The following is a 13,096-nucleotide window of genomic DNA, read 5'->3' as shown; positions in this document are numbered from 1 at the left end:
GTACACGCATCACTTGGGTTGCGGCGCGACGGGCGGAGGCGGAACCTCGCTGCCGTCGCGCTCGGGATCGATCGGGAGGGTGATCCGGACAACGGTTCCGGAGGCTTTGTTGTCAAGAGACGCCGTATCGAGACTGAAATGACCGCCGAGCGCCTCGACCCGCTCGCGCATCCCCGACAGGCCGAGGCCGACACGGTGGCCGGGCGTGATCCCGGTGCCGTCATCCTCGACGCTCACCCGCAGGACCGTCAGGCCGGCGGTGTCGGTCTCCTCCGTCGCGCGGGCCCGGACGTGGCGGGCGGCGCCGTGGCGCACGGCGTTGGTGCTGCTCTCCTGGATGCAGCGGAACACGGTGAGATCGACGATGTCGCCGTAGCCGCGGGCCAAGCCCTCGAACGCGCCATCGAAGGCGGTCTCGGGATGGCGCCGTCGGAAGTCGCGGAGCAGCAGGTTGAGGCAATCGGTCAGCGGCACCTCGCCGAGCCCGTGCGGGCGCAGGCGGTTGAGAAGGTCGCGGTTGAGGACCTGAACCTGGCCGACGATGCTGCCGATGTCGCCGGCCCGCGACGCGAGCCGGCCGCGGTCGATCTCGCCGGGGCTGGCGGCGAGCCGGGCGACGGAGGCCGCGTTCGCTTCCAGCGCGAACAGGCACGGGCCGAACTCGTCGTGGAGTTCGAGGGCGATGCGGGCGCGCTCGTCGTCCTGGGCCGTCAGCAGTTGGCGGTTGAGGCGGCCATTGGCGGCCCGCGCGTCGGAGAGCGCCCCGGCCACGCGGTTGAAGCGCTCGGCGATCACCGCGAGTTCGCGGGAGGCGGGCGGGTCGAGATGGGCGGTGTAGTCGTGCCGCTCCAGCCGGTTCAGCCCGTCCGCGAGGCGCCCGAGCGGCCGCAGGATGCGCCCGAGCGCCAGGGTGAGGGCAGCCAGCACCGCGAGGTTCAAGATCAGGCTGGCGAGCGCCAGCGAGCGGGCATAGCCCCAGACCTCCTCGATCTCGTCTAGGGGCTGGGTCGTGATCGCGGCGGTGCCGATCCGCTCGCCTTTCACGACGATGGGCAGATCGTGCTGGCGCGGCTCGGGGGCGATCAGCCGGACGAACCAGCGCGGCGCCGTCCGCTGCTCGCGCGCCTGCTCAGAGGGACCGAATCCGACACGCTTGCCGTCCGCATCGAGGATGGTCACGCGGACGTGGCGCAGGGCCTGAAAGCGCAGGTCGAGGGTGTGGAGCACGCTCTCGGGGCTCGGGCTGCGCAGGGAGCGGATGGTGTCGGCGACCAAGGGCTCGACGGTAGCGAGACCGGCCGCGGTCTCGACCTGCACGGCGCTGCGCGCGGTCAGCACGATCACGCCGCAGGAGGCGAGGGCGGCAACGATGTCGATGGCGAGCACGACCAGGATGAGCCGCGTGCGCGTCGGCCAGCCGGCCCAGAACGGCAGCCCTGTGCCGTCGGCCCGATCCTGCGCCTTGTCGAGGTTGGGATCGGCCACGCTTTGCGCCATCAGGGGCGTCGGGGAAGCTTGCGTCGCGGCGGGAATCGGCACGGGCCCTCGCGGTCGATCAGTCCGCCATACGCCGACACGAGCAGTCCAGATCCGGGACCATTCGGCAAACCGCCATCGGTTAAAAGGCTCAGATTTCTACTCTTTCGGCACGGCGGCACCGTGGCCGATCGCCGGATGATTGTCCATGCCGGGGCCGCGCCGCAGGGTCGCGCGGCACACTGATGTTTTTCTTATGATCGCCGGACGACCACCCGCGCACCGCATCGATCCGGTTACACGCTCCGTTAAACCGGCTCGGCTAAGGTCGATCGCGAGAACTCATCGCGACGAGACTTGTCCGGGGCGCGCCTGTCCCGATCAGATCCGGCCGCCCTGGAGTTTCCGCCAGATTCGTGTGGGTGGACGGCGCCTGAATTCTCAACAGGCGACGCCGGACATCTTGCCGCCGCATTGCCGAGGCCGTCTTGTTGCAGGGCTACAACGTGCAAGAGGCCGACCGCATGTCGGTGACGATTCACCCATCTCAAACCCGGCCGGCCGAGAGCAGGGCTCCGGCCCGTCGCCGGCTGCCCGTCATCCTCGGCGCCGCGGGCGGGAGCGCTGCCCTCCTCGTCTTCGCCGTGGGGGCTTTCGCGTTCTTCTCCGATCTCGCCGATCCCAGGAGCCGGCCGGCGCGGATCGCACCCGTCGCCTCGCAATGGCCCGACCTGAAGGACGGCGTTCCGGCGCTGGCGCCGGCCTCCGTCGGGTTGCCGGAAGCGCGCCGGGCCAGCCTGCCGGCTGCAGAACCCGTCGCACCGGCCGCAGCGCCGTCGCCCGCGCCGGTGGCGGCTGCAGCGCCGGAAATTGCGCCGCCGACACGGGCGACCCTGCCGATCGAGCCCGCACCCACGGTTCCGGCCGCAGCCCGCACGGCGGCCGCGCTCGCCCCCGCCAAAGTCACGGTGCCACTGCCTCCGAGCCGGAGCGAGATGGTGCAGGCGAAGACGGAGCAGCCGGCGCGATTCGTGTCGCTGCCCGCGAAGACGAAACCCGAGATCGCCAAGACCGAAGCCAAGGTCGAGGCCAGAACCAAGACCGAGACAGCCAAAACTGACACAGCCAAGGCTGAAACCGCCAAGGTTGAGCCGGCGAAGCCCGATCCCAGCCGGAAGCCCGCGCCCGTCGTCCGCAACCGCGCCACGGAAGCGCGGCCGACGCAGACCGCCTCGGCGCAAGCACCCGCCGCGCGACCGGCACAGGACGCGGCGGAAGAGCCGGAACTGCTCGGCGTCAAGATTCCCGGCGGCCGTCAGATCCGCGACGGCTGGGATGCCGCCGTGAGCGGCCTGCTCGGCGGCAAGTCCGGCGGCGAATAAGTCCGGCGGCGAGTAAGGCCGGGCTCGAACGAGCCGAACGCCGCCATTACGTTTGCACACCCGAAACCGTCGCCGGGGCGGCTTTCTTGCCCCGGCACCGTCGCGAAGCGGCTCAGCCGCCTCGGCCGGTTTTGGTCGCCTCGCGGCGATGGCGCTGGGCGCGGGGGCTCTTCGGCGCCTTGGCGGCGGCCGGTCCATCCCCCTGCATCCGCTCGACGCGGACATCGGCGGGCCCACGCCGGGCGAAGGACGCGGCGAAGTCGTCCGCCGCGCTGGCGCGGACCTCGAAGGTCGTCTCGTTGTCGAAGATCCGGATGGAACCGATATCGCCGCGGCCGATCTGCCCACGGCGGGTCAGCATCGGCAGAAGGCGGCGCGGCTCGGCCCGGTCGCGGCGGCCGAGATTGAGCCGGAACCACGCCGCCGGCTCGTCGTCACCGACCCGCGACGCGCCAACCGGCACACTGCTGCGGGAATCCGGACGCCGGCTCGTCTCGTAGGCCGGATCGCTCACCTCCTCCGGCACGGGGATGCGCGAGCGGTAGAGCCGGGCGAAGGCCGCGGCCAGACGCTCGGGCGGGCAGCGCTCCATCAGCGCCTCGGCCCATTCCCGCTCCCACTCGCGGTCCTCTTCCGTCTCGGGCTCGGCGAGCAGCGGATCGGACATCATCCGCTCGCGGTCGAGGATGCGGATTTCGTCCGCGTTCGGCGGGCCGCTCCAATCGGGACTGACCTTGGCGATGGCGAACATCTGCTCGGCCCGCCGCCGCTTGGCCGGCGGCACGAGCACGACGCTCGTCCCCTTGCGGCCGGCGCGGCCGGTGCGGCCGGAGCGGTGCTGCATCACCTCGGCATCGTGCGGAAGGTCGGCGTGGATGACGAGGTCGAGGCCCGGCAGGTCGATGCCGCGGGCGGCGACGTCGGTGGCGACGCAGACACGGGCGCGGCCGTCGCGCAGGGCCTGGAGCGCGGCGTTGCGCTCGCCCTGGCCGAGTTCGCCCGAGAGCGCCACGGCGGAGAAGCCGCGCTCGGTCAGCGAGGCCTGGAGATGGCGCACGCCGTCACGGGTGTTGCAGAACACGATCGCCACCGGCGCATCAACGTAGCGCAGAATGTTGACGACGGCGTGCTCGACCTCCCGCGGCATCACCCGCACCGCGCGGTAGACGATGTCGGCATGGCCGCGGGTCTCGCCGGCGACCGCGAGGCGCAGGGCGTCGCGCTGGTAGCTCTCGGCGAGTGCGACGATGGCCTTCGGCAGGGTCGCCGAGAACAGCAGGGTGCGCCGGTCCTTCGGGGTCGATGCCAGGATGAATTCGAGATCCTCGCGAAAGCCCATGTCGAGCATTTCGTCGGCCTCGTCGAGGATGACGGCGCGAAGACCTTCGGTGACGAGCCGGCCGCGCTCCATGTGGTCGCGCAGGCGCCCCGGCGTGCCGACAACGATGTGGACGCCGGCCTCCAGCGCGCGGGCCTCGCGGCGCGGATCCATGCCGCCGACGCAAGGGACGATGCGCGCGCCGGTCTGCGCGTAGAGCCAGGTCAGCTCCCGCTGCACCTGGAGTGCCAGCTCACGGGTCGGAGCGATGACGAGCGCCAGCGGCGCGCCGGGCGGCGGCAGCGTTTCGTCCTCGCCGAGCAGCGTACCGGCGATGGCGAGACCGAAGGCAACGGTCTTGCCCGATCCGGTCTGAGCCGAAACGAGCAGGTCGCGCTCTGGGACGGCATCGAGCACCGCCTGCTGGACGGGTGTCGGCTCGGCATAGTTGCGCTCGGTGAGCGCCCGCGCCAGGGGGGAGGGCAGAGACGGAAATGGCAAGGGAGATGCGCCTTAAGAACCGGCGCATTCGCACCGGTACACGCGAACCGGCAGACGGCCGGATCGGAATTCGGATGCCGTTTCTAACGCCAACCGGGCGCGGAGACCACTACCTGCACCGCGCAGCGGCGTTGCACGGTGCGGATTACGCGGGCGAACCGGCGCGGATGCCCCAGCCTTTTCGAGAGGATCGCCTCAAGTTGACGGTTCGTGACGATATCCCGCCCTGTGCCTACACCGGAGCCGGTCGTCGCCGATACCAGTCCCAGTCGCTCCAGGGGCGGGCGCTTCTCGACGGCATCGCCGCGCCCAATGACGGCGGATCGGCCGAGCGCGTCCTACGCCGCACGCTCCTCCACCAGGGCGACGATGTCGTCCCAGCGCGAGAGGAAGGCGGTGACGCAGTCCGGATCGAAATGCCGGCCTGCCTCCGCCTCAACATGAGCGCGCGCCCGTTCCAGGGACCAGGCGGGCTTGTAGCTGCGCACGGAGATCAGCGCGTCGAACACGTCGGCCACCGCGACGATCCGGCCGGAGCGGGGAATCTCCTCGCCCCTGAGACCGCGGGGATAACCGCTGCCGTCCCAGCGCTCATGGTGGGTCAGCGCGATCTCGGCGGCGATCTGGAGCAGGCGCGAGGGGCTGTCGTGCAGCATGTGATAGCCGCGCAGGGCGTGCTGGCGCATCTCCTCCCACTCGTCGGGGGTGAGGGGGCCGGCCTTCATCAGGATGTGGTCGGGGACCGCGATTTTGCCGATGTCGTGCATGGTCGAGGCCAGAGCCACGTCGTCGGCCTCCGCCGACGACAGGCCGAGTCCCTCGGCCACCGCGATGACGCAGCCGGCCACGCGGGTGAGATGGTCGCCGGCCCGGTCGTCGCGGAACTCGGCGGCCAGCATCAGGCGGCGGATCAGTTCGCGCTCGCGTGCCGAGGCATCGGCCACCGCCCGTGCCGCGTCGCGCCGCATGGCGCGCGCGCGATCGTCGCTCTCCCGGCGCGCCAGGGCGAGTTCGATCAGAACACCGACCCGGTCCTGAAACTCCAGGGCGTCGAACGGCTTGGACAGCGTGTCGGTGGCGCCGGCCTCGCGACCGATCCGGCGCAAGGTGCGGGCGTCGCCGCCGGCCACCAGCAGGACCGGCGTGCGGATGAGGCTCTCCTGCTCCCGTAGGGCGCGGATCAGGGCCGGAGCGTCGAAGCGCTCGGGCTCGGCCTCCAGCACGATCACCTCGGGGGCTTCGGCGATCAGGTCGTCGATCACATGGCCCGAGACCGCGAGGATGCGGGCGCTGCAGGGCTGCCCGCGCAAAGCGAGGACGAGGGGAGCAGGCGTCCGCGCCGCCACGATGGCGACCACCGCGTCCCGGCTTCGCTCACCGCTTCCTTGCGCGCCGCCCGTCATCGCGTCATCCACGGCGATCCCGGCGCGGCCCGCCGCCCGCCGACTCCCGATCACCGCCCCCTGCGTGCCAGAATATGGTTAACCGAAATTTGACACGGCGTGATCAACCTTCGCGCGGCCGAGCCGATCGCGGAAACCGGGCCCCACTTTTCGGCCCGGCGCGCTAGATTCCCGGCATGACCGACGCCTTCCCCCTCGATCCGCGCCTCGCCGCCGACACCCATGCCGTGGGCGATCTCGCCCTCTGCTCCGTCCTGCTGATGGACGATGCACGCTTCCCGTGGCTGATTCTGGTGCCGCGGCGGCCGGGCTTGAGCGAACTCACCGACCTCACGCCGGAGGATGCGAGCCTCGCCTTCGAGGAAACGCGAATCGCGGTCAGGGTCATGCAGGCGCTCGCCCAGCCGGACAAGGTCAACGTCGCCAGCCTCGGCAACGTGGTGGCGCAGCTTCACATCCACGTCGTGGCCCGGTTCCGCTCGGATCCGGCCTGGCCTGGGCCGGTCTGGGGCGTCGGCGAGCGCAAGCCCTATCCGCCGCATGCCCGCGCCGCCCTGCTCGAACGGGCCGCCGCCCTGTTCATGGCCGCGTGAGGCGCCCCGCATGACAGGCTCGCCCACCACGCCCGGCCGGGATGCGCTCGCCTATGCCGCGAGCCGCCTCGTGCGACACTCCGCCGAATTCGGCCCGGCCCCCGCCCTGACGGATGCCGGAGCGGATGCCCGCCTCGTGCTGATGGCGGGCGAGACGGTGATCCTGCGCGCCCCCCCGGCGGAGACCGGAACGGCCCTGCTCACGCCGGACGAGGCCGGCCGGGCCGGCGAACGCGCCGTCGAAATCTACCTCGGACGGGTCGAGGGGCGGCCGGTCTTCGCCGGCGCCGTCCCGGGGGAGGCGGCCCTCCTCTTCCCCGAGCCCGGCCACCGCGCCCTCGACCTGCGGACGCTCGCGACCGAGGGCGCGGTGGCCCGCGAGGAGCAGGGGCTCATCGCCACCGCCAAATCGGTGCTGTCCTGGCATGCGCGGCACCGCTTCTGCGCCAATTGCGGCAGCCCGACCACCATCGCCGCCGGCGGCTTCCGCCGGGAATGCGAGGCGTGCGGGCTGCACCACTTCCCGCGCACCGATCCCGTGGCGATCATGCTCGTGCGGCGGGGCGAGACCTGCCTGCTGGGGCGTGGCCCGCATTTCAAGCCGGGGATGTATTCCTGCCTGGCCGGCTTCATCGAGCCCGGCGAGACGGTCGAGAACGCCGTGCGCCGCGAGACGCGGGAGGAGACCGGCGTCGCGGTCGGCGCCGTCGCCTATCACGCCTCGCAGCCCTGGCCGTTCCCGGCCTCTCTGATGATCGGCTGCGTGGCCGAGGCCGTCTCGGAGGACATCCGGACCGATCCCGACGAGTTGGAGGATGCGCGCTGGTTCTCGCGCCCGGACGTTGCGCGGATGATCGAGGGCAACCACCCGGAGGGCCTGACCGTGCCGCCGGCCACCGCCATCGCCCACCTGCTGCTGCGCGACTGGCTGGACGGTGTCATTGGCCCTGCGCCGGACTCGACGGCGTAAGGCGAGCGCGCTCGCGCTTCACGGACGCGAGCGGATGGTGTAGGCGCCCCCACTTGGCCGGGAAACCGGTCGAGGAATTGGCCGGGGAAGTCGGGCCCTGCGCGGCGGCCCGGTTCCGGGGGAACCGTGCCCCGGGCCTCAAGGCCGGACCTACCGCCGGGAGCGAGAACCATGACCGCCCGCATCGATGCCGCCTTCGCCCGCTGCCGCGCGGAAGGACGTGCCGCCCTCGTCACCTACGTGATGGCCGGCGATCCCGATCCGGAGACCTCGCTCAAGGTGCTCGAAGCCCTGCCAAAGGCGGGGGCCGACATCGTCGAGTTCGGCCTGCCCTTCACCGATCCCATGGCCGACGGGCCGGCGATCCAGGCGGCGGGTCTGCGGGCGCTGAAGGCGGGCCAGGATCTGCGCGGCACCCTCGCCCTCGTCCGCCGCTTCCGCGAGGGCGACGACCGGACGCCCGTGGTTCTGATGGGCTACTACAACCCGATCCATACCTACGGCGTGCCCCACTTTCTGGAGGATGCGCAGGCGGCCGGCATCGACGGTCTGATCGTCGTCGATCTGCCGCCGGAGGAGGACGAGGAGCTCTGCCTGCCGGCGCTCGCGAAGGGGCTCGCCTTCATCCGCCTCGCGACCCCGACCACGGACGAGGCCCGCCTGCCGGCGGTTCTCGCGAACACCGCGGGCTTCGTCTACTACGTGTCGATCACCGGCGTGACCGGCACGGCGACCCCCGATTTCGGCCGGGTGTCGCAGGCGGTCAGCCGGATCACGGCGCATACCGACCTACCCGTCGTCGTCGGCTTCGGCGTGAAGACCGGCGCGCACGCGGCCGAGATTGCCCGCGGCGCCGACGGCGTGGTGGTGGGCTCGGCCCTCGTTGATGCGCTGGCCCGCAGCCTCGAGCCCGGCGACCGGGCCGGGAACGGCACGGTGGAGGCGGTCACCTCCCTGGTGCGCGAACTGGCGCAGGGGGTCCGCAGCGCCGCCAAGGCGCCGGCCGGGCCCTGACCGCAGCCGCTCAGCAGGGAGATCCCCTGGGATCGAGGCGGCGGCGATCCGATATCGATGCGGCAAGGGAACGCGGCAAGTGAACGCGCTAGGACAGGGAGTCTGACGCCATGGTCGAGCCGATGAACTGGATCTCGGAGGTCGTACGGCCCCGGATCAAGACGCTGTTCAAGCGCGAGACGCCGGAGAACCTCTGGGTCAAGTGCCCCGACACGGGCCAGATGGTCTTCCATAAGGAAGTCGAGCAGAACCACTGGGTCATTCCCGGTTCCGAACACCATCTCAAGATGTCGGCCACGGCGCGTCTCAAGATGATGTTCGACGAGGGCACCTGGATCGACGTGCCGCTGCCCGAGGTGCCGGCCGACCCGCTCAAGTTCCGCGACGAGAAGCGCTACGTCGACCGTCTCAAGGAGGCGCGGGCCAAGACCGGGATGCCCGACGCGTTCAAGATCGGCTTCGGCCGGGTCGGCAGCCTGCCGATGACGATCGCGGCTCAGGAATTCGGCTTCATGGCCGGCTCCCTCGGCATGGCCGGCGGCGAGGCCTTCGTCCGCGGGGCCGAGACCGCGCTCGAGAAGCGCACGCCCTATGTGCTGTTCGCGGCCTCCGGCGGCGCGCGGATGCAGGAGGGGATCCTCTCGCTTATGCAGATGCCCCGCACCACGGTCGCCGTGCGCCGGCTCCGGGCCGCGCGGCTGCCCTATATCGTGGTGCTGACGAACCCGACCACCGGCGGCGTCACCGCCTCCTACGCCATGCTCGGCGACGTGCATCTGGCAGAGCCCGGCGCGCTGATCTGCTTTGCCGGCCCCCGCGTCATCGAGCAGACGATCCGCGAGAAGCTGCCCGACGGCTTCCAGCGGGCGGAGTATCTGCGCGAGCACGGCATGGTCGATCAGGTCGTCCACCGGCATCAGCTCAAAGAGACGATCAGCCGGCTCTGCGGCTTGCTGATGGACGTGCGCCGGACGCCCGAGCCCGGCACCGCCCCCGAGCCGACCACACCCGAACCCCTGCCGAACGCGGCCTGAACTCAATCCGCGACAGAAGGTCTCCGCGCGAGATGGAATCCTCCGACGCGTTGATGGCGCGCTTCCTCGCCCTGCATCCGCGCACGATCGACCTGTCGCTCGGGCGCATCCAGCGCCTGCTCGCGGCCCTGAATCATCCTGAGCGGCGGCTGCCGCCGGTGATTCACGTCGCCGGCACCAACGGCAAGGGCTCGACCATCGCCTTCATGCGGGCAATTCTGGAGGCGGGGGGCCTGGCCGCCCACGTCTACACCTCGCCCCACCTCGTGCGCTTCCATGAGCGCATCCGCTTAGGGGGCATCGGCGGCGGTCACTACGTCGCCGAAGACCGGCTCGCCGACGCCTTCGCCCGCTGCGAGGCGGCCAACAAGGGCGATCCGATCACCGTGTTCGAGATCACCACGGCGGCCGCCCTGCTGCTGTTTTCCGAATGCCCCGCCGACGTGCTGCTGCTGGAAGTGGGCCTCGGCGGCCGGGTCGATGCCACCAACGTCATCGACCACCCGGCCTGCGCCGTGGTCACCCCGATCGGGCGCGACCATGCCGAATATCTCGGCGACACCGTGGAGGCGGTGGCGATGGAGAAGGCCGGCATCTTCAAGCGCGGCTGCCCGGCGGTGATCGCCGCCCAGGATTATGCCGGGGCCGATGCCGTCCTCTGCCGCCAGGCCGAGCGGATCGGCGCGGTGCCGGTGCGGATCGGCAACCAGGACTTCTCCGTGCACGAGGAGAGCGGGCGCTTCGTCTACCAGGACGAGATCGACCTGTTCGATCTGCCGCGGCCCCGCCTCGCCGGGCGCCACCAGCTCACCAATGCCGGCACCGCCATCGCGGCCCTGCGCGCGGCGGGCTTCGGCGACATCGGCACGGTCGCCCTCGAAGCCGGCCTGCGCAACGTCGATTGGCCGGGCCGGCTCCAGCGCCTCGTGCGCGGGGCGCTCGCCGAGCGGATGCCCAAGGACGCCGAGCTGTGGCTCGACGGCGGCCACAACGCCGATGGCGGGCGGATCCTCGCCGCCGCCATGGCCGATCTCGGCGAGCGCAGCGACGTGCCGCTGGTGCTGATCGTCGGGCTGCTCGGCACCAAGGATGCCGAAGGCTTCCTGAAGAACTTCGTCGGCCTTGCCCGCTCACTTGTGGCGGTGCCGATCACCGGCCAGATGGCGGCGCGGCCCGCCGAGGAAGTGGCGGAGATCGCCCGTGAGGTCGGCCTCTCGGCCGAGGTCGCTCCGAGCGTCGAGGCGGCGTTGGCGGCCCTGGCGGACACGGTCTTCGAGCGCCCGCCGCGGGTCCTCATCTGCGGTTCGCTTTATCTCGCGGGCGCCGTGCTCGAAGCCAACGGCACGATCCCGGTCTGACGGCGCCCGCCTGATCGAAGCGGACATTCGACGGGTGCGGCGCGAGGGCCAGAGATTCGCGCCGCAAGGCCATCGCTGGTCAAACCACACGAGCCGGAAGCGATTCGCGCGTCACGCCGCGCGGCAAAAGACCTTCATCGACCTTCCGTCGTCCGGCCCGTGACCTGTCGAATCATGCAACCGACGCGATGGTGTCTGCGCGCCGTCCCGTCGATCGGCGCATCCTGACCGCCTGATTTACGCAAAACTGGTTTCGGCCTCCCCGCGCACCGAATGTAACCGCTCGGCGGGTCGATTGTGGCCCCCCGGGTGTGGCCTGTTCGCTACATCTCAGGCCAGGGAAATGGTCTAGCTTGTGGGCGATCGGGTTTCTGCTGGGGATCAACAAGTGAAAAAGCTTCTCACCTCTCTCGCCGCCTTCACGGCGCTGACCGCGGCGGCCTCCGCCGCCGACCTGCCGCGCCGCGCTGCTCCGCCGCCGGTCTTCACGCCCATCCCGGTGTTCACCTGGACCGGTTTCTACGCCGGTTTCAACGCTGGCTACGGCTTCGGCGTCGATGACAACGGTGCGGCTCCGGTCGTCGGCGTGAACAGCCTGACCGGCCTCGTGCGTCCCGGCCAGACTGCCGTCATCGCCTTCGGCGGCAACAGCCGCAGCGACGGCTTCGTCGGCGGTGGTCAGATCGGCTACAACTACCAGTTCACCCCGGGCTCCGGCGTCGTGATCGGTATCGAGGCCGACGCTCAGTACGTCGATTTCGGCCGTGACCGGAACCAGTTCGCGGTCGCGAACAGCAACCCGGCCTTCCCGGGCGTCGCCGCTCAGCAGGTGTTCAACCCGAACGGCCTGTCCAGCCTCGACTTCTTCGGCACCGTTCGCGGTCGCCTCGGCTACGCCTTCGACCGCGTCCTGTTCTACGGCACCGGCGGCTTCGCCTACGGCGCCGGCGGCGGCCGTCAGTTCGGTCTGCCGAACAGCTCCTCCGACGACTTCCGCACCGGCTACGCTGCTGGCGGTGGTGTCGAGTACGCTCTCCCGACCGACTCGTTCCTGAACTTCTTCCGCTCTTCGGCCGTCACGCTGAAGGTGGAAGGTCTGTACGTGAACCTCGATCGCGGCGGCGGTGCCCTCAACGGCGCCTTCGCGGTGAACAATGCCGGCGCCGTCATCGGCACGACCAGCCCGGGCGTGATCGTCGTTTCCGGCCCTCGCGCCGCAACGACACCGAGTTCGCCGTCGTCCGCGCCGGCCTGAACTACAAGTTCGGCAGCTACTAAGCCGAACCTTCAATAACAGGGTCTCGAAACCAGGGAGCCCGGCCGCAAGGCCGGGCTTCTTGCGTTTCAGGGCCCATCGCGAGCGAAGCAAGGCATGAAAAAAGCCCGGCCTCGCGGCCGGGCTGTCTCGGGTCGTTCGGCCCGAATTCGGGTCGGGTCAGGCGCTCGCCTGGATCCAGCGGGAGAGATCGCCCTTGGGGGCGGCGCCGACCTTCTGGCTGGCGAGCTTGCCGTCCTTGAAGATCATCAGGGTCGGGATCGAGCGGATGCCGTAGGTCGAGGCGATGCCGGGGTTCTCATCGACATTGACCTTGACGATCTTCACCTTGCCCTGGAGATCGGCGGAGATCTCTTCCAGCGCCGGGCCGATCTGCCGGCAGGGGCCGCACCACTCCGCCCAAAAATCCACTACGACGGGCTCGGCGGACTGCAGAACGTCCTGCTCGAAGCTCGCATCGGTCACTTTCACGGTCGCCATCGTAGGTCCTTTCGACACGCGGGTCCCACGCGGGTGCATGGAGGGCCCCTGCGCAGAGGGCACCGAGAGCGGGTTCGGCGCCTCACGGTGACGCGAGAATTGGCGACGCCCGACCGCCCGGTCAAGGCATCCCGCCCCGGCCGCGGGTCTGGCACGCCGAACCCACATGGATAAGCCTGCCTTCGTCCCCGCAATCCCCCCACACGCGGCTTGCCGGCGGCCTTGCCCAGCACCTTGCCAAGAGCATTGCCCAGCGCCTTGCCCCTGACGAACCACGTGGCGAGTCCGTCT

General features: G+C 70.6%; 10 protein-coding genes and 1 pseudogene. 7 read left to right on the top strand and 4 right to left on the bottom strand.

Features of this window, described 5'->3' with window-relative positions; translation table 11 throughout:
• Window positions 1-9: 9 nt before the first annotated feature.
• A complete protein-coding gene (locus MSPGM_RS23075) occupies window positions 10-1,539 on the bottom strand; it encodes an ATP-binding protein (protein WP_003605213.1) in 1,530 nt (509 codons plus the stop codon).
• Window positions 1,540-2,000: 461 nt separating this feature from the next.
• Here MSPGM_RS23075 and MSPGM_RS23070 point away from each other — a divergent pair, with 461 nt between their 5' ends.
• On the top strand, window positions 2,001-2,858 hold the full coding sequence (locus MSPGM_RS23070) for a hypothetical protein (protein WP_015857543.1): 858 nt from the start codon (window positions 2,001-2,003) through the stop codon (window positions 2,856-2,858).
• A 112-nt stretch (window positions 2,859-2,970) separates the two neighbouring features.
• On the opposite strand, the gene MSPGM_RS23065 is transcribed toward MSPGM_RS23070, so the two are convergent.
• Window positions 2,971-4,677: a DEAD/DEAH box helicase gene (locus tag MSPGM_RS23065; RefSeq protein ID WP_003603551.1), complete on the bottom strand. Its 1,707-nt coding sequence runs from the start codon at window positions 4,675-4,677 to the stop codon at window positions 2,971-2,973.
• Between the two features lie 338 nt (window positions 4,678-5,015).
• Window positions 5,016-6,080, bottom strand: a complete 1,065-nt coding sequence (locus tag MSPGM_RS23060) for an HD-GYP domain-containing protein (RefSeq protein ID WP_190273141.1) — start codon at window positions 6,078-6,080, stop codon at window positions 5,016-5,018.
• Window positions 6,081-6,256: 176 nt separating this feature from the next.
• Between MSPGM_RS23060 and MSPGM_RS23055 the strand changes: the two genes are divergently transcribed.
• The 6 genes and pseudogenes from MSPGM_RS23055 to MSPGM_RS23030 all read left to right on the top strand — a co-directional run bounded on the left by MSPGM_RS23055 (window position 6,257) and on the right by MSPGM_RS23030 (window position 12,327).
• Entirely contained in the window at window positions 6,257-6,673 is a 417-nt protein-coding gene (locus MSPGM_RS23055) for an HIT domain-containing protein (protein WP_003603554.1), read from the top strand.
• Window positions 6,674-6,683: 10 nt separating this feature from the next.
• Window positions 6,684-7,643 (top strand): NAD(+) diphosphatase, encoded by a 960-nt coding sequence (nudC, locus tag MSPGM_RS23050; RefSeq protein ID WP_003603555.1) that lies wholly within the window; start codon window positions 6,684-6,686, stop codon window positions 7,641-7,643.
• 171 nt (window positions 7,644-7,814) lie between these two features.
• Window positions 7,815-8,657, top strand: coding sequence for a tryptophan synthase subunit alpha (gene trpA, locus MSPGM_RS23045; RefSeq protein ID WP_003603556.1), 843 nt, complete (start codon window positions 7,815-7,817; stop codon window positions 8,655-8,657).
• Window positions 8,658-8,767: 110 nt separating this feature from the next.
• Window positions 8,768-9,691: an acetyl-CoA carboxylase, carboxyltransferase subunit beta gene (gene accD, locus MSPGM_RS23040; protein ID WP_003603557.1), complete on the top strand. Its 924-nt coding sequence runs from the start codon at window positions 8,768-8,770 to the stop codon at window positions 9,689-9,691.
• Window positions 9,692-9,723: 32 nt separating this feature from the next.
• Complete coding sequence (locus MSPGM_RS23035) at window positions 9,724-11,049, top strand: bifunctional folylpolyglutamate synthase/dihydrofolate synthase (RefSeq protein WP_003603558.1); 1,326 nt, start codon at window positions 9,724-9,726, stop codon at window positions 11,047-11,049.
• A gap of 388 nt (window positions 11,050-11,437) precedes the next feature.
• Window positions 11,438-12,327, top strand: a pseudogene (locus MSPGM_RS23030) (outer membrane protein).
• A 157-nt stretch (window positions 12,328-12,484) separates the two neighbouring features.
• On the opposite strand, the gene trxA reads toward MSPGM_RS23030, so the two are convergent.
• Entirely contained in the window at window positions 12,485-12,805 is a 321-nt protein-coding gene (trxA, locus tag MSPGM_RS23025; protein WP_003603560.1) for a thioredoxin, read from the bottom strand.
• Window positions 12,806-13,096 lie beyond the last annotated feature (291 nt).

The sequence above is a fragment of the Methylorubrum sp. GM97 genome, from assembly GCF_024347855.1.
Classification (GTDB): Bacteria; Pseudomonadota; Alphaproteobacteria; order Rhizobiales; family Beijerinckiaceae; genus Methylobacterium; species Methylobacterium extorquens.
This window is presented reverse-complemented; position numbering and strand designations above follow the sequence as displayed.